The organism is Albidovulum denitrificans (genome assembly GCF_002973535.1).
Taxonomy (GTDB): Bacteria; Pseudomonadota; Alphaproteobacteria; order Rhodobacterales; family Rhodobacteraceae; genus Albidovulum; species Albidovulum denitrificans.
Map to the genome: position 1 here is coordinate 45,704 of NZ_PVEP01000006.1, position 21,953 is coordinate 67,656.

Genomic DNA, 21,953 nt, shown 5'->3' on the forward strand with positions numbered 1-21,953 from the left:
TCTATTCCGCCGCGCGTTTGGGCAGGACCCAGTCGGGGCGGGGGAAGTGGCAGGTATAGCCGTTCGGGAAACGTTTCAGGTAATCCTGATGCTCTGGCTCCGCCTCCCAGAAATCGCCCGCAGGCTCAACCTCCGTCACGACCTTGCCGGGCCAAAGGCCGCTTGCGTTCACGTCGGCGATGGTATCCTCCGCCACGGCCTTCTGCGCCTCGGACGTATAGTAGATGGCCGAGCGGTAGGACATGCCCAGATCGTTGCCCTGCCGGTTCGGCGTGGTCGGGTCGTGGATCTGGAAGAAGAACTCCAGCAGCGTGCGAAAGCTGATCTTCGCCGGGTCGAAGAGGACCTCGATCCCCTCGGCATGGGTGCCGTGGTTGCGATAGGTGGCGTGGTCGACATCGCCGCCGGTATAGCCGACGCGGGTCTTTTCGACACCGGGCAGCCTGCGGATCAGGTCCTGCATGCCCCAGAAGCAGCCACCGGCTAGAACGGCACGTTCGGTCATTTGCGATCCTCCACCTGATCGAGATAGGCGCCATAGCCCTCGGCCTCCATCCTGTCCTTCGGGATGAAGCGCAGGCTGGCGGAGTTGATGCAGTAGCGCAGCCCGCCCATCGCGCGCGGCCCGTCGGGGAAGACATGGCCCAGATGGCTGTCGCCATGGGCCGACCGCACCTCGACGCGGACCATGCCATGCGTGGTGTCGCGAAGCTCGGTCACGTTGGCATCGACGACGGGTTTCGAGAACGACGGCCAGCCACAGCCAGAGGCGAACTTGGCCGATGAGGCGAAAAGCGGTTCGCCCGATACGATATCGACGTAAAGGCCGGGTTCGAAATGGTCGTCATATTCGCCGGTGAACGGCCGTTCGGTGCCGTTTTGCTGCGTGACGCGGTATTGTTCCGGCGTCAGGCGGGCAACGGCGTCTTCGGTCTTGGCATAGCTCATGCGGGCGCTCCTGTTCGTTGCGCCATTCTGCCACCGGAGCGGGATGGGCGGAAGGGGAAGAACGAAGATGTGAGGCGGCGGGCGGCTTCCATGAAGTTCTTGTAACATCGCGGAATAGCGGTTGTGCGGCATCCTGTTTCATATATTCGTGAATTATGGAAACACTGATTCCCTCCCGCCTGACCACCCTTGGCCACCCGCAGCGCCTGGCGCTGTTCCGGCTTCTCATGCGCCGCTACCCGGACCGGGTTCCGGCCGGGGAACTGGCCGGGGCGCTGGGGCTGAAACCCTCGACCCTCTCGGCCTATCTTTCCGCTCTGATGCAGGCCGGGCTGGTCAGCCAGGAACGCGCCGCCACCTCGCTGCGCTACAGCATCGACATGGAGGAGGTGCGGCGGACCTTCGATTACCTCCTGCTCGACTGCTGCCGCGGTCGGCCGGAGCTGTGCCTGCCCGTCCCGACGAAAGGACCCGAGACCATGACAGACCGAAAATACAACGTCCTGTTCATCTGCACCGGGAACTCTGCCCGGTCGATCTTTGCCGAGGCGATCCTGCGCAAGGAGGCCGGGGACCGTTTCAACGTCCATTCGGCCGGAACGCGGCCGCAATCGTCGCTGAACCCCTTCGCGCTGGATGTGTTGCGGCAGAACGGTCACGACATCTCGCCCCTGCGGTCCAAGACCGTGGCGGAGTTTCAGGGGCCGGACGCACCGAACTTCGACTTCGTCTTCACCGTCTGCAATCAGGCCGCGAATGAGGATTGCCCCGCCTGGACCGGCCAGCCGGTCAGCGCCCATTGGGGAATGCCCGACCCGGTGAAGGCCGAGGGGACCGAAGCCGAAAGGAACCTTGCCTTCCATCAGGCCTATGGCGCGCTGCAAAACCGGATCAGGGCCTTCGCCGCCCTGCCGATCGCCGCGCTTGACCGGATCTCGCTGCAAAAGGCGGTGGATGCGATCGCGGGGACGGAGGCGTCGGAATGACCGTCTATGCGCTGAACGGCCTTGGCCGGATGGGCAAGCTTGCGCTGAAACCGCTGTTGGAGCGGGGGGCGCGGGTGGCCTGGATCAACGACGCGGTGGGCGATCCGGCGATGCACGCGCATCTGCTGGAATTCGACAGCGTGCATGGGCGTTGGTCGGCCGACATCACCCACGACGCGGACAGCGTGACCATCGACGGCACGCGCCTGCCCTTCATCGGGGCAAGGGACCTGTCCGCGCTGCCCTTGCAGGGGGTCGATGTCGTCATCGACTGCACCGGCGCCTTTAAAAGCGCGGCGGCGTTGGAACCCTATTTCGCGGCGGGCGTCAGGAAGGTGGTCGTCTCCGCCCCGGTGAAGGACGCAGAGGCCGCCAATATCGTCCATGGTGTCAACGATGACAGCTATGACCCGGCGCGGCACAGGATCGTCACTGCCGCCTCCTGCACCACGAACTGCCTCGCGCCGGTGGTGAAGGTCCTGCATGAGGCGATCGGCATCCGGCATGGGTCGATCACCACGATCCATGACGTCACCAATACCCAGACCATCGTCGACCGCCCGGCCAAGGACCTGCGCCGGGCGCGGTCCGCCCTGACGTCGCTGATCCCGACCACCACCGGATCGGCCACCGCGATCACGCTGATTTATCCCGAGTTGAAGGGGCGGCTGAACGGCCACGCCGTCCGGGTGCCGCTTCTGAATGCCTCGCTGACCGATTGCGTGTTCGAAATGGCGCGGGAGACGACGGTGGAGGAGGTCAACGCGCTGTTCAAGGCCGCCGCCGAAGGCCCGCTGAGCGGTATCCTTGGCTATGAGGAACGGCCGCTGGCTTCGGCCGACTACACCAACGACACGCGGTCGAGCATCGTCGATGCGCCCTCGACCATGGTCGTGGGCGGCACGCAGGTGAAGGTCTACGCCTGGTACGACAATGAAATGGGCTATGCGCATCGTCTGGTCGATGTGGCGATGATGGTGGGGCGCGCGCTTTGACGGCGCGGCCCGAGGGGTTCGCGGCCTATATGGCGGTGACGGCGGCCTACTGGGCCTTCATGCTGACCGACGGCGCGCTGCGGATGCTGGTGCTGCTGCACTTCCACACGCTCGGCTTCACGCCGGTGCAGCTTGCGTACCTTTTCGTGCTGTATGAGGTCGCCGGGATGGTCACCAACCTGTCGGCGGGCTGGATCGCCGCACGCTTTGGCCTGACCTCCACGCTTTATGCGGGGCTTGCCGTGCAGGTCGCGGCCCTTCTGGCGCTGGCAGAGCTTGATCCAAGCTGGGGGGTGGCGCTGTCCGTCGCCTATGTGATGGCCGTGCAGGGGGCAAGTGGCGTGGCCAAGGACCTGGCCAAGATGTCGTCGAAATCGGCGGTAAAGCTGCTGGCCCCGAAAGGGGAGGGGGGGCTTTTCCGCTGGGTCGCAGTGCTGACCGGGTCGAAGAACGCGGTGAAGGGGCTGGGCTTCCTTCTGGGTGCTGCGCTTTTGTCAACGCTGGGCTTCGTCTTGGCGGTCTATGCCATGGCCGCCACCCTTGCGCTGATCCTTGTCGCCGTCATGCTCGCGATGCCGCCGGGGCTGCCGCAGGGGCGCAAGGGGGTGACGTTCACGCAGGTCTTTTCCCCCTCGGCCAATGTGAACTGGCTGAGCGTGGCGCGGGTGTTCCTGTTCGGCGCGCGGGACGTGTGGTTCGTGGTTGGTATCCCGATCTATTTCTACGCGGTGCTATCGGACGGCAGCGCGGCGGGCAACCGCGCCGCCTTCTTCCTGATCGGCATCTTCATGGCGTTCTGGATCATCCTTTACGGCGCGGTTCAGGCCGTCGCGCCGCGCATCTTGCGGGCCGCGACCCGGTCCGAAGGCGATCTGGCCCGCGCCGCGCGCGGCTGGGCCTGGGCGCTGGCGGTCGTTCCGGCGCTCCTGACCCTTGCCGCGCTTCTGTCGCCCGCGCCGCAGGGCTGGTTGACTGTGACGCTGGTTGCGGGGCTTCTGGTCTTCGGCGCCATCTTCGCCGTGAACTCGGCGCTGCATTCCTACCTCATCCTCGCCTTCACACGGGAAGAGAGGGTGACGATGGATGTCGGCTTCTATTACATGGCCAATGCCGCCGGGCGGCTTCTGGGGACGGTGCTGTCGGGTCTGACCTATCAGTCCGGCGGACTTGCCCTGATGCTGGGGACGGCGGCGGTGATGGTCGCGCTTTCGGCGCTTGCCGCCGGGCGGTTGAGGGTTGGGGAGTAAGGTCCGATGGGCGTCTTTGAAAAATACCTGTCGCTTTGGATCGCGCTGGCGATGGCCGCCGGGATCGGCATCGGCAGCATCGCGCCGGGTCTTGTGACCGCTGTCGCGGCGGCTGAGGTTGCGAAGGTGAACCTGATCGTGGCCGTCCTGGTCTGGGCGATGGTCTATCCGATGATGGTGGGCGTCGATCCCGGCGCGCTGCGCGGTGTGCTGAAACAGCCCAGGGGGCTGGCGATCACGCTGGTGGTCAACTGGCTTATCAAGCCCTTCACCATGGCCGCGCTTGGCGTTCTCTTCTTCGAACATGTCTTCGCCGACCGGATCGCGCCTGCCGATGCGCAGCAATATATCGCGGGGCTGATCCTTCTGGGCGCTGCCCCTTGCACGGCGATGGTGTTCGTCTGGTCGCAACTGACGAAGGGGGATGAGGGGTATACGCTCCTCCAGGTCTCGGTGAATGACGTCGTCATGGTCTTTGCCTTCGCGCCGATCGTGGCGTTTCTGCTTGGCGTCACGGATATCGCCGTGCCTTGGGGGACGCTTGTCCTGTCGGTCGTCCTCTTCGTTGCGCTGCCGCTGGCGGCGGGGATCTGGACGCGCAAGGCGCTTGGCAGCCCCGCGCGGATCGAGGCCTTTCGCGACAGGATAAAGCCGTGGTCCGTGGTCGGCCTGATCGCGACGGTGATGATCCTCTTCGGGCTTCAGGGTCAGGTGATCCTTGACCGGCCGCAGGTGATCGTGATGATCGCTGTGCCGATCCTGATCCAGTCTTACGGCATCTTCGCGTTGGCCTATGCGGCGGCCTATGCGCTGCGCGTGCCGCACCGGATCGCAGCGCCCTGCGCCCTGATCGGGACGTCGAACTTCTTCGAACTTGCCGTCGCCGTCGCGATCAGCCTTTTTGGCCTCAACTCCGGCGCGGCGCTTGCGACCGTCGTGGGGGTGCTCGTCGAGGTGCCGGTGATGCTGTCGCTGGTGCGCTTCGCAAACCGGACGCGGGGCCGCTTTGCCTGACGCAAGGGGCGTTCGCTGACTGCCGGGGATTTGTGCATGTTGCCCAAGGGTTTCGCGACGCGCGCACGAAGTTCTGTGCGTCAATGCGCAAAAGGGCGACTGGTGGCCGCCCGCCGGATATGTTCCTTTAGGGCCGAACAGGATCATGTCTTTCGAGGGGCGCTTCATGCTGCGATTTGCTTACATTCTTGCTGCGGCGATCCTCGGGACCTCGGTCGGCGCCTTCGCGCAAGGCGCGGGCGAGACGCCGCCGCAGCCCGTGACCGTCGTCACGCTGGGGGCAGAGCCGGTGACGCTGATCTCCCCCCTGCCGGGGCGGGTTGCGGCCTCGGGCGTGGCCGAGGTGCGGCCGCAGGTCAGCGGGATCATCACCGACCGCCTTTTCAACGAGGGCGCGGAGGTGGCGCAGAACGACCCCCTCTACAAGATCGACGCCGCGAGCTATGAGGCCAAGGTGGCCGCCGCCGAAGCCGCGCTGTCGCAGGCCGAGGCGACGCTGCGGTCGGCCGAAAGTGAGGCGAAGCGGCAGGAAACGCTGCTGGGCCGCTCGGTCGTCAGCCAGCAGAACCTTGACGATGCCATCGCCGCCCGCGACGTCGCCGATGCCGCCGTGAAGGTGGCACGCGCGAACCTGCAATCGGCGCAGATTGACCTTGACCGGACCACCATCCGCGCGCCGCTGTCCGGTGTCGTGGGCCTGAGCGAGACGACGCAGGGCGCGCTGGTGACGGCGGGGCAGGCGACGGCGCTGACCGTGATCCGCGACCTTGACCCGGTCTATGTCGACGTGACCCAGTCCGCGGCCGAGCTTCTGCGCTGGCGCCGCGCCAACCCCGATGCCACGCGCGGCATGGACCCGACCGTGACGCTGCGTCTGGCGGACGGATCGGACTACGGCCAGAAAGGGCATCTGGAAGCGGCAGAGCCGCATGTGAACGAACTGACCGGGGTGATCGTCCTCAGGCTGATGTTCCCCAACCCCGACCATCTGCTGTTGCCGGGCATGTATGTGCAGGTCGAGATGCCGCAGGGCGTGGTGGACAACGCCATCCTCGCCCCGCAACAGGGGATCGGGCGCGACCGGCGCGGGCAACCGACGGCGCTGGTCGTCAATGCCGACAACGTCGTCGAACAGCGGCAGCTGACCGTGCTGCGTGATCAGGGCGCGAACTGGATCGTGACCGATGGCCTCGCGCCCGGCGACAAGCTGATCGTCGAAGGGCTTCAGAAGATCGCGCCCGGCGCCAAGGTCACGCCGGAAGAAAAGACCGACGCCCCCGCCGCCGCGCCTGCCGCGAACTGACCGGAGACCGAGGAATGGCACGCTTTTTCATCGACCGCCCGGTCTTTGCCTGGGTCATCTCGATCCTCATCATGGGGGTCGGCATCCTGTCGATCCTGACCCTGCCCATCGCGCAGTATCCCCAGATCGCGCCGCCTTCGGTGCGTATCTCGGCCTCATACCCCGGCGCTTCGGCGGAAACGGTCGCCAATACCGTCACCCAGATCATCGAACAGCAGATGACCGGCCTCGACGGGATGCGCTATATGTCGTCAAGCTCAACCTCCGATGGCTCCGCCTCGGTCAACCTGACGTTCGAGACCGGGACCGATGCCGATATCGCGCAGGTTCAGGTCCAGAACAAGCTGGCGCAGGCCACCACGCTTCTGCCCGAAACGGTGCAGCGTCAGGGCCTTCGGGTGCAGAAATCCACGTCGAGCTTCCTGATGGTCATCGGGCTGATCTCGGACGACGGCAAGCTGGATCAGGCCGACCTGTCGGATTACCTCAACTCAAACCTCGTGGATGAATTCAGCCGGATCGAGGGGGTCGGGGGCGTTCAGGTCTTTGGCGCGCAATATGCGATGCGCATCTGGCTCGACCCGTCGAAACTGGCCGCGTTCCAGCTTTCGCCAAGCGATGTCGTCAACGCGGTTTCGGCGCAGAACGCGCAGATCTCCGCCGGCGCCTTCGGCACGCTTCCGACGATGGACGGCCAGCAGTTGAACGCCACCATCACGGCGCAGTCGCTTCTCTCCACGCCCGAGGATTTCGAGAATATCGTTCTCAGGGCCGAGACGAATGGCGGCCTTGTCCTTCTCAAGGATGTCGCGCGGGTCGAAGTTGGCGCGCAGGACTATTCGGTCATCGCGCGCTATAATGGCAAGCCGTCTTCCGGCATGGCGATCCAGCTTGCCTCGGGCGCCAACGCGCTTGATACGGCGCAGCGGGTGAAGGACCGGGTGGCGGAGTTTTCGAAATTCTTCCCCGAAGGCGTCAGCTATGTCATCCCCTATGACACGACGCCTTTCATCCAGATCTCGATCGAAGAGGTGGTGAAGACCCTGTTCGAGGCAATCGTCCTCGTCTTCCTCGTCATGCTTCTCTTCCTGCAAAACGTCCGCGCCACGCTGATCCCGACGCTGGCGGTGCCGGTCGTCATCCTTGGCACCTTCGCGATCCTCGGCATCGCGGGGTTCACCATCAACGTGCTGACCATGCTGGCCATGGTGCTGGCCATCGGCCTTCTGGTCGATGACGCCATCGTCGTGGTGGAGAACGTCGAACGGATCATGGAGGAAGAGGGCCTTGACCCGCGCGAGGCGACGCGCAAGTCGATGGGCCAGATCACCGGCGCGCTGGTCGGCATCGCGCTGGTCCTGTCGGCCGTTTTCGTGCCGATGGCCTTTTTCGGCGGCTCGACCGGCGTGATCTACCGGCAGTTCGCCATCACCATCGTGTCGGCCATGGCGCTGTCGGTGCTGGTCGCGCTGACGCTGACGCCCGCGCTTTGCGCCACGATCCTGCGCGCGAAGGACGCCCATCATACGCATCGCGGCATCCTCGGCCTGTTCAACCGGGGGTTTGAGGCGGTGCTGGGCGGTTACAGCCGGACCGTGGGCTATGTCATCATCCGCCCGATCCGCGTCGGACTTGTCTATCTGGGGATCGGCGCGGCGATCGGCTGGCTTTTCATGACCACGCCGACCGGCTTTCTCCCGAATGAGGATCAGGGCATCCTGATGACGCTGATCCAGGGGCCGACGGGGGCCACGGCGGAACGCACGCTTGAGGTCGTGCAGGAGGTTGAGACCTATTTCAACTCTGCCGAGGGGGCGAGCGTGGAATCCACCTTCGGCGTTGCCGGGTTCTCCTTCGCGGGGCGGGGGCAGAACATGGGCCTGGCCTTCATCCGGCTGAAGGACTGGGCCGAACGGCCGAACCCGGACCAGAACGTGCAGGCCATCGCGGGCCGCGCCTTTGGCGCCTTCATGGGCATCCGCGACGCGATGGTCTTTCCCATCGTCCCGCCCGCGGTGATCGAGCTTGGCAACATCTCGGGCTTTGACTTCTACCTTCAGGCGCAGGGCGGGCAAAGCCATGAGGAGTTGCTGGGTGCGCGCAACACGCTTCTGGGCATGGCCGCGCAAAGCCCGCTGATCGCGTCCGCCCGGCCCTCGGGGCTTGAGGATGCGGCGCAGTTCAACCTTGATATCGACTGGCGCGCGGCGGGCGCGATGGGGGTGTCGCCCAGCGATGTCGGCAACCTTCTGTCCATCGCCTGGGCCGGGCGCTATGTGAATGACTTCAACGACAATGGCCGCATCAAGCGGGTCTATGTGCAGGGGGAGGCCGACGCGCGCTCCGTTCCCGCCGACCTTCAGAAATGGCGGGTGCGCAACAGTTCGGGCGATCTTGTCCCCTTCGCCAACTTCACCACCGAAAGCTGGCAATACGGGCCGCAGGGCCTGACCCGCTATGGCGGTGTGCCGTCGATGCAGATCCAGGGCTCCCCCGCGCCGGGCGTGTCCACCGGCGAGGCGATGGCCGAGATGGAGCGGCTGGCGGCCCAGCTTCCCGGCGGCTATTCGGTCGCCTGGACCGGGCTGTCGCTGGAAGAACGGGACTCGAGCGGCCAGACCCCGCTGCTTTACGCGCTGTCGCTGGCGGCGGTGTTCCTCTGCCTTGCCGCGCTTTACGAAAGCTGGACCATCCCCTTCGCGGTGATGCTCGCCATGCCCATCGGTGTCGTCGGCACGCTGGCCGCCGCGCGGTTCGCGGGCTTCGACAACGGCGTCTTCTTCCAGGTCGGGCTGCTGACCGTCATCGGCCTGACCGGCAAGAACGCGATCCTGATCGTGGAATTCGCGCGCGACAGGTATCAGGCGGGGGAGGAGCTTTACAGCGCCGTGCGCGAGGCGGCGGGGCAACGCTTCCGCCCGATCATCATGACCTCGATGGCCTTCTCGCTGGGCGTGCTGCCGCTGGTGCTGTCCACCGGCGCGGGGTCTGGCGGGCGTCAGGCGGTCGGCGCGGCGGTTCTGGGTGGCACGCTGAGCGCGACGATCCTTGGCGTGATCTTCGTGCCGCTGTTCTTCGTGCTGGTCGAACGGCTTTTCGGCGGCCGCCGCGCCTGAGCGTTCGGGTTCTGCCACCCCGCGCGGGCTGACGGCGGCGGAGAAGAACGGGAAGGCCTGAGTTTTGTCGTCCCGGACCCGATCCGGGACCGCCGCCGCCGGAGGAAGAGGTCCCGGATCAGGTCCGGGACGCGGTCGGCTTGCTCGCCCCCCCAGGCCCGCCGATGCGCGTCCTGACGACGCGCCTCGCCACAACGAAAACGGCCGGAGCGGTGCCCCGCCCCGGCCGTCCTGTGTCGTAAAGCCCCGGATCAGAACGGGCTGTCGGGGTAGTAGAACCGTTCCGCGTTCTCCGGCGTGATGAGGGTGGAACCGATGATGAAGCGCCCATAGACCGGCGTGTCGGAGACGAAGCGCAGCGCCGTCATCTCGATCGCGGCGGAAATCAGCGCGGGCGGGTAGGTCACGTCCACCGGGAATTGCGGGTCCTTGTCCATGATCCGCTTGACGATTTCCTTCATCCCGGCGCCGCCGATGATCCACATCTCATCCGTCCGGCCCGCCTGTGCGATGGCCTCGGTCACGCCCATCGCCATGTCGTCATCCGCCGCCCAGACCGCGTCGATCTGGGGGTATTTCGACAGGTAGTCCTGCATCACGGTGAAGGCGTCGTCACGGTTCCAGTTGCCGTGCTGCATGTCCAGGATTTCGATCCCCGACCCTTCGATGGCCTTCTGGAAGGCATCGACACGCTCGTTATCCAGCGTCGTCGGGATACCGCGCAGGACGACGATCTTGGCGCCCGATGGCAGGTTGGCCTTGAAATAGTCCCCCGCGACGCGGCCGAAGGCGGTGTTGTCGCCCGCGACGTAAAGATCCTCGACCCCGTCGATGGCAAGGCCACGGTCGACGACGGTCACCCACTTGCCCGCGTCCTTCACGGCCTTCACCGGGCCGGTCAGCGGCTCACTCTCGAACGGCAGAACGACAAGGCCGTCGATGTTGCGCGTCGCCATCATGTCTTCAAGGTCGTTGACCTGCTTGCCGGCCTCACCCGCCGTGGCAAGGACGAATTTCAGCTGCGGATAGGTCGCCTCAAGCCGCTTGATGGTTTCCTGCGCGTGCCAGTTCAGCCCGCCCATGAAGCCATGCGTCGCCGACGGGATCGACACGCCGATGGTGTAGGTCTGATCCTGGGCCACGGCGGCGGTCGTCGCGGCCAGACCGGCGGTCACGGCCATCGCGGCGGTGGCGCCGAAGAACTCTCTGCGTTTCATGGTCTTCCTCCCTGTTTACCGCCCCTCGGCGGATGATTTCCCGCGTTGCAGCACAACGGCGAGTACGATGATGACCCCCTGGATCGCCCCGTTGAGATAGGGCGAGACGAGGTCGGCGAGATTGAGGATGTTGTCGATCAGGCTAAGGATCAGCACACCGACGACCGTCCCCCAGACGCGGCCGTAGCCGCCCTTCAGCGCGGTCCCCCCGATGATGACGGCGGCGATGGCCTCAAGCTCCCACAAGACGCCGGTGGAACCGGAGGCAGAGCCAAGGCGCGGGACGTAGAGGATGGTCGCAAGCCCCACCAGCATGCCCAGCATGACATAGGTCATCAGCCGCACCCATTCGACCTTCACCGCCGAATAGCGCGCGACCTTGTCGTTCGACCCGATCGCCTCGCAATAGCGGCCAAAGCGGGTGTGGCGCATGGCGACCTGGCCTGCGACGGCGACAAGGGCGAAGGTGATGATCGGCCAGGTGATGCCGAAGATGCCATCGTAATAGACCGGCCGGTAGAACTGCCGCGCCTCGAAATCGAGGGAGATGGTGCCGCCATCGGCCAGCCAGGTGACGAGGGAGCGGAAGATGCCCATGGTCCCCAGCGTGACGATGAAGGGTTCGATCCTTGCCCGCGTGACAAGCAAGCCGTTGGTCAGCCCCGCCAGAACGCCCACGATCAGCGCCACGGCCATGCCCGCCAGCACAAGCGGCACGCCGATGCCCAGCGTCGGCAGCATCGCGTTCATGGCAAGGATCATCATCCCGGCGATGAAGGCCGCCATCGAGCCGACAGAGAGGTCCAGCCCGCCCGAGGTGATGACAAAGGTCATCCCCACCGCGATCATCCCGATAAAGGCCGACCGGGCGAGGACATTGGTGATATTGCCCGACGACAGGAAGTTCGAATTCAGGAACGCCCCCAGCGCTATCAGCACCAGAAGCGCGGCCAAAGGCCCGAGGGTTGAGAGGGAAAGCCGTCCCTTAAGCATCTTCGGTCGTCCTTTCCCGTGTCCCCATGATCGCCCGCACAAGGGCGTGTTCGGTGATCTCATCCCCTTCCAGCACCGCCGCCGCACGGCCCTGCCGCATCACCAGAACCCGGTCCGACAGGCCAAGGATTTCCGGCATGTCAGAGGAGATGACGATGACGCTGCGCCCTTCGCGGGCGAGACGGTCGATGAAGGCGTAGATCTGGCTTTTCGTGCCGATGTCGATGCCGCGGGTGGGTTCGTCGATGATGACGACTTCCGGGTCGGGCAGCATGGTCTTGGCCAGAAGCAGCTTCTGCTGGTTCCCGCCCGACAGGTTGCCAACCTCCATCCCCCGTTCCGGCGCGCGGATGTCGAAATCCGCGATGGCCTGGGTCAGCGCCGCTTCCTCTTTCGCGCGCGACAGAAGGGGCGCGCCGAAACGCGGCAGGTCGGGCAGGGTCAGGTTCACGCGCAGTGACTTTTCCAGCAAAAGCCCGCGTTCCTTCCGGTCTTCGGTCAGATAGCCGATGCCGTGCTTAGCGGCGTCGGTGACCGAACGGATGCGGATCGGCGCGCCGCTGCGCGAGACGGACCCGCCATGCGGACGCAGCCCCACCAGCCCCTCGGCCAGTTCCGTTCGCCCCGATCCGACAAGGCCGGAGATGCCCAGAACCTCACCCCGCCGCAGGCTGAGCGATATGCCCTCCACCAGCGGCGGCACGGCGAAATCGTGCAGTTCCAGCGCGACGCAGCCGAACTCCGTCCGGCGCGGCGGGAAGATGTCGGTCAGGTCGCGGCCGACCATCGCGGTGGCCATCCCGTCCTCGGTCAACTCCCCCCGTTCGGCCCTTCGCACGACGGCGCCGTCGCGCAGGACGGTGATGCGGTCGGCGATATGGCTGACCTCATCCAGCCGGTGCGAGGTGTAAAGCAGCGCCACCCCGGCGGCCCGAAGCCGGTCGATCTGGCGGAAGAGGATCTGCACCTCGCGGTGGGTCAGCACGGCGGAGGGTTCGTCCATGATCAACACGCGGGCGTTGCGCGACAGCGCTTTCGCGATCTCCACCATCTGCCGGTCGGACACCGGCAGATCGCGGATGCGCGCGTCGGGGCTGACATGGCTTTCCAACTGGTCAAGCAGGTCCTGCGCGCCCTTGCGCATCGCCTTGTGGTTCAGGAACAGCCCGCCGATCTCACGCCCGAGATAGATGTTCTCGGCCACCGTCAAATCCTGGGCGAGGTTGAATTCCTGATGGATGACGACGACGCCAAGCGCCTCGGCCTCGGCGCCCGAACGATATGGCGCGGGTTCACCGTCAAGAAGGACACCGCCCGCCGTCGGTTCAAGGAACCCGCCAAGGATCTTCATGATCGTCGACTTGCCCGCGCCATTCTCGCCGATCAGGGCGTGGACCTCACCGCCCGCAAGGGCAAAATCCACGCCATGCAGCACCTCGATCGGGCCAAAGCTTTTGTGGACATCGCGAAGGGCGAGGATCTCGGTCATAGGGTGACCCAGCCCGCGTTGCGCCTGGCCGAGGTCACGCAGGCGGCGACGAACCGCATGCCTGCAAGGCCGTCGGACAGGGTGGGGTAGGTCACGCCGTCCGGCACCGGCAACCCGGCCTGCCGGGCGCGGATCGCCTGCGCGGCCTCGGCGTAGATATTGGCGAAGGCCTCAAGATACCCCTCGGGGTGGCCACCCGGTACACGGCAGACCCGCTGCGCCTCGGGCAGCGCCCCGGCGCCGTTCCGCGTCAAAAGCTGCTTTGGTTCCCCAAACCGGCTGAACCAGAGCTTGTTCGGCTCTTCCTGCGCCCATTCCAGCCCGCCCTGATCGCCAAAGACCCGGATGCGCAGGCTGTTTTCGTTGCCCGGCGCAACCTGGCTGGCCCAAAGCATCCCCTTCGCGCCGCCCGGATAGCGCATCAGGACATTGGCGTTGTCGTCAAGCTTTCGCCCCGCAACGAAGGCGGTCACGTCAGCCGCCAGCGCCTCAGGCTCCATCCCCGCGACGAAGGCGGCGAGGTTATAGGCGTGGGTGCCGATGTCGCCAAGCGCCCCGCCGATGCCCGCGCGCGCGGGATCCGATCGCCATTCGGCCTGCTTGTTGTGAACCTCATGCGTCAGCCAGTCCTGCGCGTATTCGACCTGCACCAGCCGGATCTGGCCAATGTCCCCCCGCGCGATCATCGCCCGCGCCTGACGGACCAGCGGATAGCCGGTGTAGTTATGGGTCAGGATAAAGAGCGCGTCTGCCTTTTCGGCGGCGGCGGCCAGCTTTTTCGCCTCGGCCATCGTGGCGGTCAGCGGCTTGTCGCAGATGACGTGGATGCCGCGCTTGAGGAACTCGATCGCCGGGGCGGCGTGCATGTGGTTCGGCGTGACGATGGCCACCGCCTCAACCCCGTCCTTTCGGCGCGCCTCACGCCCGGCCATTCGCTTCCAGTCGTCATAGGTCCGCGACGGATCAAGCCCGATTTCCGCGCCCGATTTCCGCGCCCGTTCGGGGGTTGAGGATAGCGCCCCGGCGACCAGACGGAAATGTCCGTCCATCCGCGCGGCCAGCCGATGCACCGACCCGATCAGCGCGCCCTGTCCGCCCCCCACCATGCCCAGCCGGATCGGCTCCATCGTTCAGCCCTCCAGCCCCAGAAGCCGCCGGTTGGCGGCCCGGTCGGTTCCGGCCGCCGCAAAATCGTCAAAGGCGCGGTCGGTGACGCGGATGATATGCGCGCGCACGAATTCCGCCCCTTCCCGCGCGCCGTCCTCGGGGTGTTTCAGGCAGCATTCCCATTCGACGACCGCCCAGCCCGCGAAATCCATCGCGGCGAGTTTCGAGAAGATGGTGGCGAAATCGACCTGTCCGTCACCGGGGCTGCGGAAGCGCCCGGCGCGGTTCAGCCAGCCCTGATAGCCGCCATAAACCCCCTTGCGCCCGGTCGGGTTGAACTCGGCATCCTTCACATGGAACATGCGGATGCGGTCGGCGTAGATGTCGAGATGGTCGATATAGTCGAGCTGTTGCAGGACGTAATGCGACGGATCGTAAAGCATGCAGGCCCGCGCATGGCCGCCGACGCAGTCGAGGAACATCTCATAACTGTCGCCGTCGTGCAGATCCTCGCCGGGGTGGATTTCATAGCAGACATCGACGCCGCAGGCCTCGGCATGATCAAGGATCGGCTGCCAGCGCCGGGCGAGTTCGTCGAACGCCTCTTCGATCAGCCCGGCGGGGCGCTGCGGCCATGGGTAGAGATAGGGCCAGGCCAGCGCGCCGGAAAAGGTGGCCATCGCGGTCAGGCCGAGGTGTTTCGACACTGTCAGGGTCTTTTTCACCTGATCGACCGCCCAGTCGGTCCGGCCCCTGGGGTTGCCACGCAAGGACGCGGGGGCGAAGCCGTCGAACATCGTGTCATAGGCCGGGTGGACCGCGACAAGCTGGCCCTGGATATGGGAGGACAGCTCCGTCACCTCGACGCCATTCTCACGCGCCTGCCCGGCCCAGTCCTCGCAATAGGTCTTCGACCCGGCGGCGCGGTCGAGGTCGATGAACTGCGGCGCGTTCGTCGGCACCTGCACCCCGACATAGCCGCATCCGGCGGCCCATTCGGTAATGGAGGCCCAGGAATTGAACGGGGCTTCGTCACCCGCGAACTGCGCGAGGAAAAGCGCCGGTCCCTTGATCGTCCGCATGTCCCCTCCCGAAAGTCCGCGGATGTAATCGTTTGCCATGAGGGTAGACCTGATATGTAATCGGTTGCAAGATGATTCCTGACGCGTAGAAGCGGATTGAGCGGCTGCCATCTACCGCGTAAGAGGAACCATGAAGCATGAGCGGCCAAAGATCAGCGATGTCGCCCGGATCGCGGGCGTTTCGACCGCGACGGTCAGCCGCGCCATCAGCAGCCCCGACCGCGTCAGCGTGGAAACCCGCGCCGCCGTGCAGGCCGCCATCGACAGTACCGGCTATCGCCTGAACCACGCCGCGCGCAACCTGCGCCGCCGCCGGACCGGGGGTATCGTGGCGCTGGTGCCGAACCTCGCCAACCCGTTCTTCTCGCAGATCCTGTCGGGCATCGCCTCGGTCCTCGGCCCGGCGGGCTACAACCTTCTGGTGGCCGATACCGAAACGGCGGGGGCGGACAGCCTTCTGGATTATGCCGAACCGTCGCGGGCCGATGGGCTGATCGTGCTGGACGGCCGCCTGTCGGCCGATGCGCTTCGGGGCAGGGTGCCGCTGGTCGAGGCCTGCGAATGGGTCCCCGGCCTTGCCGCGCCGCGCATCAGGATCGACAACCTCGCGGCGGCAGAGCTGGCGATCGGCCATCTCCACGACCTTGGCCATCGCCGCATCGGCCATGTCACCGGCCCGCGCGGCAATGTCCTGACCGAATCCCGCCTGACCGGCACCCGCGCGGCGCTGGCGGCCCGGCATCTGGTCCTGACCGATGACGCGATCTATTCCGGCGATTTCAGCATCGAATCCGGTCAGGCCGTCGCCGATACATGGCTGGGCCAGCCCGCGACGTCACGGCCCACGGCGCTTTTCTTCGCCTCCGACGCCATGGCCTGCGGCTTTATCGGCGAGGTGCAGCACCGGGGCCTTTCGGTGCCGCGGGATGTGTCAGTGGTCGGCTTCGACGATATCGAACTTGTCGCCCATATCTCCCCGCCGCTGACCACGATACGGCAACCGCGCACCGACATTGGCCGTCGCGCGGCGGAACGGCTTCTGGCGAAGATCGTCGGCGACCCCGTCGATGAGGATACGATCCTGCCGGTCGAACTGGTCGTCCGCGCCAGCACCTGCCGCGTCGGCCGGACGGGGTAGGGGACGCGCCCGGTTCAGACGATCGTCATGCTGTGCGAGACGGTCTTGACCACCATGTAATTGAGCAGCCCCTCGGTCCCGCCCTCACGCCCGTAGCCGCTGGATTTCACGCCGCCGAAGGGGGTTTCGGGCAGGGATGCCTCAAGCGTGTTGAAGGAAAGGTTGCCCGCCTCGACCTCATCCGTCATCCGGTCGGCATAATCGGCGCGGTTGGTGAAGGCATAGGCGGCAAGACCGTAGGGAACGGAATTGGCCTTGGCGATGGCCTCGTCCAGCGAGGTGACCGGGTTGATGACGGCAAGCGGGCCAAAGGGCTCCTCCTGCATCACGCGGGCATGGGCGGGGACATTGGTCAGGACGGTGGGGGCGAAGAAATAGCCCTGATTGCCGATCCGCGCGCCCCCGGTGCAAAGCTTCGCGCCTTTCGCCACGGCATCCTCCACCAGGGACTGAAGCGCGGGCAGGCGGCGTTCGTTGGCCAGCGGCCCCATCTCCACCCCTGCCTCCATCCCGTTGCCGGTGACGGTGCGCGCGGCGCGGTCGACAAAGGTGGTCAGGAAGCGGTCATAGGCGCCCTCATGCACGAAGAACCGGGTGGGAGAGGTGCAGACCTGCCCGGCATTGCGATACTTGCGCACCGCGCTGCTGATCGCGGCGGCCTCGACATCGGTATCCTCGCAGACGATCACCGGGGCATGGCCGCCAAGCTCCATCAGAACCGGCGTCATGTGTTCCGAGGCCAGCGTCGTCAGATGCCGCCCGACGGCGGTCGATCCGGTGAAGGCCACCAGACGCACCGCATCCTGCCGGATCAGGTGGTCGGAGATCATCGCGGGCGTCCCGAAGACAAGGTTCAGCACGCCCGGCGGAAGGCCCGCATCATGGAAGGCGCGGGCGATATGCAGCGCACCGGCGGGCGTTTCCTCGGCGGCCTTGAGGATGATGGAACAGCCCGACGCCAGCGCGCCCGCGACCTTGCGGCACGGCTGGCTCATCGGGAAATTCCAGGGCGAGAGGCCCAGAACGACGCCGACCGGCTGATGATGGACGATATAGCGCACACCGGGGGCCGAGGGGATGACACGGCCATAGGTCCTGACCGCCTCGCCCGCATCCCATTCCAGGAATTCGCAGCCCCGGATGACCTCAAGCCGCGCCTGTGCCAGCGGCTTGCCATGTTCCGCCGTGATCGCCAGCGCAATCTCTTCCTGACGCGCCCGCATGATCGCGGCGGCCTTCAGGATGATGTCGGCCCGGTCACGCGGCGCGGTCCTGCGCCAGAGCCGGAACCCCGCTTCCGCCGCTGCCAGCGCGTCGTCAAGATCGGACCGGCGGGCATGGGGCAGGCGAGCGATTTCTGCCTCGGTGGCGGGGTTCAGGACGGCAAGGCTGTCCGGGGTCTTGCGCCACTCGCCGCCGATATAAAGATGCAGGTCCGGGTACTGGGTCATCAAGTCCTCGCAGGTCGTCCTGCCGCCAAGGCTGGGTCTGCGGGGCCTCAATCTCAAGTGAATTGGGGAAATACAGGTATCCGTTTTGCCGATATCAGGGCAGGGGCGCGGGGGCGGGGGCCTGAACCCATGACGCCGAATGGCGCAAGGCCAGCACCATCGCCGCGCCCGCGGGCGACAAGCTGTCGCCGGTCCGGTAGGACACGCCGACCGGCCCCGCGCCGAAGGGTACGGTCCAGTCCACCGCCGTCAGCAAGCCGCGTTCGATATCGAGGCTTGCCACCTGCGCGGGCATCAGCCCGACGAAATCATGCGACCGCAGAAGCGAGCGGTTGGCGAGGTAAGAGACGGATTCGATGGCGATGGCAGGCACGAACTGCCCCTGCCGGACGAAGAACTGGTCGGTCTGCCGCCGAAGCGTGGTTTCCACCGGCGGCAGGATCCAGCCATAGCCGGTAAGATCCTCGAACGCGACAGTGCGCCGCCGCGCGAGCGGGTGATCCGGCCCGACGACGGCCACGACCCGTTCGTCATAGAACTTCTCCTGCTGAATCTTGGCACGGTGGCGGTGGCTGGGCAGGCGGCCCACCACCATGTCGATCTCCCCCGCCAGCAGTGCAGGCATCAGGACCTCATTCGTGCCTTCGACGATCTTCACCGCGACCTTGGGGCGGTCCTTCAAAAGCATCTCGACCGCGACCGGAAGCAGCATGGGCGAGGCGGCAAGAAGCGTGCCGATCACGACGCGGCCACTGTTGCCTTCGTTCAGGTCGTCCAGCTCCTGCGCCGCGTTCGACACCTGCGCGAAGATCAGCTTGCCGTGGCGGATCAGGGATTCGCCGAAGACCGTCGGCACCACGCCCCGGTTGTTGCGTTCAAACAGCCTGACCTCGAAGTCCAGCTCAAGGTCCTGGATCATCTTCGTGGCGGCGGGCTGCGAGATGCCGAGATCGCGCGCCGCGCTTTGAATGTTGCCATGCTGGCCCACCGCCACCAGAAGCCGCAGCTGGCGCAGTTTCAGCCGGGTCAGGGCGCGTTCGACGATGCGGGTGTGGCGGGTGACCATGGTTCAGATCCGTATCCGGTCCTGCGCGCGCCGGATGGCGGCGATGACGCTCATCGCGGCAAGGGCGGAGCTTCGGGGGTTGTCAGGCAGGGCGCGGCCCTCGATGCGGAAATGAAAACTGCCAAAGGCGCCCTCGGCGTGGATTTCGTGGATGTTGGCGGTGATCGTGGGATCGGCGATCAGCCGGGCGCGGGTGGCGTCGAACCCGGCCCCGGCCAGCGCGACGGCGGCGGCGACATTGGCGTTCTTCGGATAGGCCAGCGCCACCTGCCGGGCGCTGCCCTCGAAGAAGGGCGCGGGATCGGTCAGGCTGTCGAGGTCCAGCACCTCTTCCGCCGCCGACCCCTTCCAGCCCGCGGGCGGTTTGCGGCCCGTATAGACCACCCCGGTCAGCCCGCCCACGCGCGCCGCCTGAAGGCAATCCAGCGCCCCGATCGCCCCGCTGGCAAGATGCAGCCGCGCGCCCCCGGATTTCGCCGCCGCGTCAAGCCGGTCATGCAGCGCCCGGTCGGCCAGCGCGCCCAGCGAGACGGTCACAAGGTCGATCCCGCGTTCAAGGATGGCGGGTCCGTGTTCGGCCAGCGCCGCATGGCCCGCGCAATCGACCATCATGTCCAGCCCCTCGGGCAGATCGGCCGCCGAGGCGACACGCGGCGGGCCTGCGCCCTCCAGCCGCGCCGGGCGGACCAGAATGGCCCGCAGTGCCGCGCCCGTTTCCGCCAGATGCGCCGCCACATAGCCCGCGATGGCGCCTTCGCCGATGATACCGATGGTCATGGGATCCTCTCTTTCCTTTCTGAATATCGGAAAGCCAGCCCGGTCCGGTATAGAAAATTTGGATACCCACTTCGATGCAATGAGGGTGGCCTTTCCGCCGCCCTGGCGGCTGAATGCGCCCCAAACCACCGGAGATGCCGTGATGAAATACGCCCGTGAGGATGCCAAGGCCCATGCCCGCGAAACCATGCGCGGTATCTGGGCCGCCGCGCTGAACCCCTTCGATGCCGACCTGCGGCTGGATGAGATGGGGCTGCGCCGCAACATCCGCCACTGGATCGACGATCTGGGCATCCGGGGCCTGTTCATCGCCGGCAAGCAGGGGGAGTTCTGGTCGATGTCGCTTGAGGAACGCAAGCGCAACATGACCGTCGCCGCCGAGGAATGCGGCGACAAGGCCGGGACGATCATGTCGATCTCGGACCAGAACGTCGACACGGTGCTGGACCTTGGCCGCCACGCGCAGGCGTGCGGCGCGGATTACGTCGTGGTCCACGCGCCCATGCTCAGCTTCTGTCACGACCGGGATGAGGTGCTTTACAATTACTACAAGTACCTCTGCGACCGTCTCGACATCGGCATCGCGATGTGGAGCCATCCTGACAGCGGCTACCTGATGGCGCCGGAAACCTGCGCGCGGATCGCGGAACTGCCGAATATCATGGCGATCAAGTATTCCGTCCCGCGCGAGATGTATGTGCGGCTGACCCGGATGGTGGGCGACAGGATCCTTGTCTCGACCTCGGCAGAAGACGACTGGCTGGACAATATCGAGGAACTGGGCTGGCAGCTTTACCTCTGCTCCTCGCCGCCCTACCTGTTGCAGACCGCAAAGGACCGGCGGATGCACGAATATACCGAACTGGCCTTTGCCGGGAAATTCGATCAGGCGCGGCGGGTGCGCGACAGCCTGAACCCGGTGCGCGCCGCGATCCGCGACACCAAGCCGGGCGGCAAGCCCACCGCGCATGGCAAGTACTGGCAGAGCCTTCTGGGCCAGACCGGCGGCCGGGTCCGCCATCCGATGCTGGAACTGACCGACGGTGAAAAGGCCGCGACCCGCGCCGCGTTCGAAGGGTGTGGACTGACGCTGTGAGCCAGTCGCGATGCCCCCGGCGATGATCGGCGAGGCGCTGGCGCTTCTCGGCGCCGGGGCCTATGGCCTTGCCGGTCTGTCGATCCTGCGCGGGCAGGCGACGGCGCGGGGCGATAACGGGGTGTTCCTGTCGGTCGTGGTGACGGCGGCGCTGTCCTGCCTGCTGTGGCTGGTGGCGGGCCGCGTCCCGCTGCGCGCGGTCCTGACGGGCGGGGGCCTGCCGTCGCTGGGGATCTTCGCGCTGGCCGGTCTGGCCTCCATCGTGTTGGGACGGATGACCATGTATCGCGCGACGGTGGCGCTTGGCGCCGTCCGGGCGAGCCTTCTGCGCCGCCTGACGCCCGTCTTCGCCATCCTCTTCGCCGTCGTGCTGCTGGGCGAGGTGCCGCGCGCCAGCACGCTTCTGGGCGGTGCGGTCATTCTGGGCGGGGTGCTGCTGTATCTGGCGCCGTCGAAGGCGGGTTCGCGGCCCCTGCCGCCCTGGGGCCTCGCCATCGGCGGTGCCTCGGCGCTTTTTTACGCGCTGTCCTATATCCTGCGGCGGATGGGCCTTGACGGGGTGCCGGATGCCGCGCTTGGCACCTGTCTGGGCGCGCTGACCGGGGGTGTCTGGATGATGGCCGCCGCGGCGCTGCGGCCCGGTCGGGGTGTCCGCGCGCTGATCCTGGACCGGGGGCCGTGGCACTGGCTGACGGCGGTCGCGCTCAGTGTCGGCCAGATGCTCCAGTTCTTCGCGCTGCAATCGGCCAGCGTCGCGGCAGTGTCGATCCTCGGCGCGCTGGAGGTGGTCTTTACCGCCCTTCTGATCCTGCTTTTCCAGCCTTCCGAACCCGTCGCGCGGGGCCGGTTCCTTCTGGCCGCGGCGCTTGCCCTGACGGGGACCGCCGTGCTGATGCTGGGGTGACAGGGTATCAGCAATACGGATACC

The 21,953-nt window shown here is 66.3% G+C and carries 19 protein-coding genes; 9 read left to right on the forward strand and 10 right to left on the reverse strand.

Annotated features, from left to right (window positions below; genetic code table 11):
* Window position 1 precedes the first annotated feature (1 nt).
* Together msrA and msrB are read right to left on the reverse strand one after the other, a co-directional pair.
* The gene (gene msrA / locus LX70_RS13795; protein ID WP_105515371.1) at window positions 2-505 is read right to left on the reverse strand and encodes a peptide-methionine (S)-S-oxide reductase MsrA; all 504 of its coding nucleotides are present in this window, start codon (window positions 503-505) and stop codon (window positions 2-4) included.
* Window positions 502-948, reverse strand: coding sequence for a peptide-methionine (R)-S-oxide reductase MsrB (gene msrB / locus LX70_RS13800; RefSeq protein WP_105515372.1), 447 nt, complete (start codon window positions 946-948; stop codon window positions 502-504). The genes msrA and msrB overlap by 4 nt, the downstream gene beginning before the upstream one ends.
* Window positions 949-1,103: 155 nt before the next feature.
* Between msrB and LX70_RS13805 the strand changes: the two genes are divergently transcribed.
* From LX70_RS13805 to LX70_RS13830, 6 genes are all read left to right on the forward strand, one after another.
* Complete coding sequence (locus LX70_RS13805; protein ID WP_105515373.1) at window positions 1,104-1,934, forward strand: arsenate reductase/protein-tyrosine-phosphatase family protein; 831 nt, start codon at window positions 1,104-1,106, stop codon at window positions 1,932-1,934.
* Window positions 1,931-2,929 carry an ArsJ-associated glyceraldehyde-3-phosphate dehydrogenase gene (locus LX70_RS13810; RefSeq protein ID WP_105515374.1) on the forward strand — a complete coding sequence of 333 codons (999 nt, stop codon included), beginning with the start codon at window positions 1,931-1,933 and terminating at the stop codon, window positions 2,927-2,929. Before LX70_RS13805 ends, LX70_RS13810 begins: the two co-directional genes overlap by 4 nt.
* On the forward strand, window positions 2,926-4,176 hold the full coding sequence (gene arsJ, locus LX70_RS13815; protein WP_105515375.1) for an organoarsenical effux MFS transporter ArsJ: 1,251 nt from the start codon (window positions 2,926-2,928) through the stop codon (window positions 4,174-4,176). The genes LX70_RS13810 and arsJ overlap by 4 nt, the downstream gene beginning before the upstream one ends.
* 6 nt (window positions 4,177-4,182) lie before the next feature.
* A complete protein-coding gene (gene arsB, locus LX70_RS13820) occupies window positions 4,183-5,190 on the forward strand; it encodes an ACR3 family arsenite efflux transporter (RefSeq protein WP_105515376.1) in 1,008 nt (335 codons plus the stop codon).
* A 166-nt stretch (window positions 5,191-5,356) separates the two neighbouring features.
* Window positions 5,357-6,493 (forward strand): efflux RND transporter periplasmic adaptor subunit, encoded by a 1,137-nt coding sequence (locus tag LX70_RS13825; RefSeq protein WP_105515555.1) that lies wholly within the window; start codon window positions 5,357-5,359, stop codon window positions 6,491-6,493.
* A 14-nt stretch (window positions 6,494-6,507) separates the two neighbouring features.
* A complete protein-coding gene (locus LX70_RS13830; RefSeq protein ID WP_105515377.1) occupies window positions 6,508-9,609 on the forward strand; it encodes an efflux RND transporter permease subunit in 3,102 nt (1,033 codons plus the stop codon).
* 251 nt (window positions 9,610-9,860) lie between these two features.
* On the opposite strand, the gene LX70_RS13835 is transcribed toward LX70_RS13830, so the two are convergent.
* The 5 genes from LX70_RS13835 to LX70_RS13855 are packed head-to-tail and all read right to left on the reverse strand — an operon-like array spanning window position 9,861 to window position 15,497.
* On the reverse strand, window positions 9,861-10,826 hold the full coding sequence (locus LX70_RS13835; protein WP_105515378.1) for an ABC transporter substrate-binding protein: 966 nt from the start codon (window positions 10,824-10,826) through the stop codon (window positions 9,861-9,863).
* 15 nt (window positions 10,827-10,841) lie between these two features.
* Window positions 10,842-11,819 (reverse strand): ABC transporter permease, encoded by a 978-nt coding sequence (locus LX70_RS13840; protein ID WP_105515379.1) that lies wholly within the window; start codon window positions 11,817-11,819, stop codon window positions 10,842-10,844.
* Complete coding sequence (locus tag LX70_RS13845; protein ID WP_105515380.1) at window positions 11,812-13,308, reverse strand: sugar ABC transporter ATP-binding protein; 1,497 nt, start codon at window positions 13,306-13,308, stop codon at window positions 11,812-11,814. The genes LX70_RS13840 and LX70_RS13845 overlap by 8 nt, the downstream gene beginning before the upstream one ends.
* Entirely contained in the window at window positions 13,305-14,435 is a 1,131-nt protein-coding gene (locus tag LX70_RS13850; RefSeq protein WP_211301723.1) for a Gfo/Idh/MocA family protein, read from the reverse strand. Before LX70_RS13850 ends, LX70_RS13845 begins: the two co-directional genes overlap by 4 nt.
* 3 nt (window positions 14,436-14,438) lie before the next feature.
* Complete coding sequence (locus LX70_RS13855; RefSeq protein ID WP_105515557.1) at window positions 14,439-15,497, reverse strand: sugar phosphate isomerase/epimerase family protein; 1,059 nt, start codon at window positions 15,495-15,497, stop codon at window positions 14,439-14,441.
* Between the two features lie 130 nt (window positions 15,498-15,627).
* Here LX70_RS13855 and LX70_RS13860 point away from each other — a divergent pair, with 130 nt between their 5' ends.
* Window positions 15,628-16,635 (forward strand): LacI family DNA-binding transcriptional regulator, encoded by a 1,008-nt coding sequence (locus LX70_RS13860; RefSeq protein ID WP_105515381.1) that lies wholly within the window; start codon window positions 15,628-15,630, stop codon window positions 16,633-16,635.
* A gap of 14 nt (window positions 16,636-16,649) precedes the next feature.
* On the opposite strand, the gene LX70_RS13865 is transcribed toward LX70_RS13860, so the two are convergent.
* From LX70_RS13865 to LX70_RS13875, 3 genes are all read right to left on the reverse strand, one after another.
* Window positions 16,650-18,086 (reverse strand): NAD-dependent succinate-semialdehyde dehydrogenase, encoded by a 1,437-nt coding sequence (locus LX70_RS13865; protein WP_105515382.1) that lies wholly within the window; start codon window positions 18,084-18,086, stop codon window positions 16,650-16,652.
* A gap of 94 nt (window positions 18,087-18,180) precedes the next feature.
* Window positions 18,181-19,152: a LysR substrate-binding domain-containing protein gene (locus tag LX70_RS13870; protein ID WP_105515383.1), complete on the reverse strand. Its 972-nt coding sequence runs from the start codon at window positions 19,150-19,152 to the stop codon at window positions 18,181-18,183.
* A gap of 3 nt (window positions 19,153-19,155) precedes the next feature.
* The gene (locus tag LX70_RS13875) at window positions 19,156-19,929 is read right to left on the reverse strand and encodes an aspartate dehydrogenase (protein ID WP_105515384.1); all 774 of its coding nucleotides are present in this window, start codon (window positions 19,927-19,929) and stop codon (window positions 19,156-19,158) included.
* A gap of 142 nt (window positions 19,930-20,071) precedes the next feature.
* Between LX70_RS13875 and LX70_RS13880 the strand changes: the two genes are divergently transcribed.
* Together LX70_RS13880 and LX70_RS13885 are read left to right on the forward strand one after the other, a co-directional pair.
* Window positions 20,072-21,025, forward strand: a complete 954-nt coding sequence (locus LX70_RS13880) for a dihydrodipicolinate synthase family protein (protein ID WP_105515558.1) — start codon at window positions 20,072-20,074, stop codon at window positions 21,023-21,025.
* 10 nt (window positions 21,026-21,035) lie between these two features.
* Window positions 21,036-21,929: a DMT family transporter gene (locus LX70_RS13885; protein WP_245885093.1), complete on the forward strand. Its 894-nt coding sequence runs from the start codon at window positions 21,036-21,038 to the stop codon at window positions 21,927-21,929.
* Window positions 21,930-21,953 lie beyond the last annotated feature (24 nt).

Bases quoted from the DNA above. Each gene is read 5' to 3' on its own strand.
- msrA (WP_105515371.1), bottom strand. From the start codon at position 505: ATGACCGAACGTGCCGTTCTAGCCGGTGGCTGCTTCTGGGGCATGCAG.
- msrB (WP_105515372.1), bottom strand. From the start codon at position 948: ATGAGCTATGCCAAGACCGAAGACGCCGTTGCCCGCCTGACGCCGGAA.
- LX70_RS13805 (WP_105515373.1), top strand. From the start codon at position 1,104: ATGGAAACACTGATTCCCTCCCGCCTGACCACCCTTGGCCACCCGCAG.
- LX70_RS13810 (WP_105515374.1), top strand. From the start codon at position 1,931: ATGACCGTCTATGCGCTGAACGGCCTTGGCCGGATGGGCAAGCTTGCG.
- arsB (WP_105515376.1), top strand. From the start codon at position 4,183: ATGGGCGTCTTTGAAAAATACCTGTCGCTTTGGATCGCGCTGGCGATG.
- LX70_RS13825 (WP_105515555.1), top strand. From the start codon at position 5,357: ATGCTGCGATTTGCTTACATTCTTGCTGCGGCGATCCTCGGGACCTCG.
- LX70_RS13830 (WP_105515377.1), top strand. From the start codon at position 6,508: ATGGCACGCTTTTTCATCGACCGCCCGGTCTTTGCCTGGGTCATCTCG.
- LX70_RS13835 (WP_105515378.1), bottom strand. From the start codon at position 10,826: ATGAAACGCAGAGAGTTCTTCGGCGCCACCGCCGCGATGGCCGTGACC.
- LX70_RS13840 (WP_105515379.1), bottom strand. From the start codon at position 11,819: ATGCTTAAGGGACGGCTTTCCCTCTCAACCCTCGGGCCTTTGGCCGCG.
- LX70_RS13845 (WP_105515380.1), bottom strand. From the start codon at position 13,308: ATGACCGAGATCCTCGCCCTTCGCGATGTCCACAAAAGCTTTGGCCCG.
- LX70_RS13850 (WP_211301723.1), bottom strand. From the start codon at position 14,435: ATGGAGCCGATCCGGCTGGGCATGGTGGGGGGCGGACAGGGCGCGCTG.
- LX70_RS13855 (WP_105515557.1), bottom strand. From the start codon at position 15,497: ATGCGGACGATCAAGGGACCGGCGCTTTTCCTCGCGCAGTTCGCGGGT.
- LX70_RS13860 (WP_105515381.1), top strand. From the start codon at position 15,628: ATGAAGCATGAGCGGCCAAAGATCAGCGATGTCGCCCGGATCGCGGGC.
- LX70_RS13865 (WP_105515382.1), bottom strand. From the start codon at position 18,086: ATGACCCAGTACCCGGACCTGCATCTTTATATCGGCGGCGAGTGGCGC.
- LX70_RS13870 (WP_105515383.1), bottom strand. From the start codon at position 19,152: ATGGTCACCCGCCACACCCGCATCGTCGAACGCGCCCTGACCCGGCTG.
- LX70_RS13875 (WP_105515384.1), bottom strand. From the start codon at position 19,929: ATGACCATCGGTATCATCGGCGAAGGCGCCATCGCGGGCTATGTGGCG.
- LX70_RS13880 (WP_105515558.1), top strand. From the start codon at position 20,072: ATGAAATACGCCCGTGAGGATGCCAAGGCCCATGCCCGCGAAACCATG.
- LX70_RS13885 (WP_245885093.1), top strand. From the start codon at position 21,036: ATGCCCCCGGCGATGATCGGCGAGGCGCTGGCGCTTCTCGGCGCCGGG.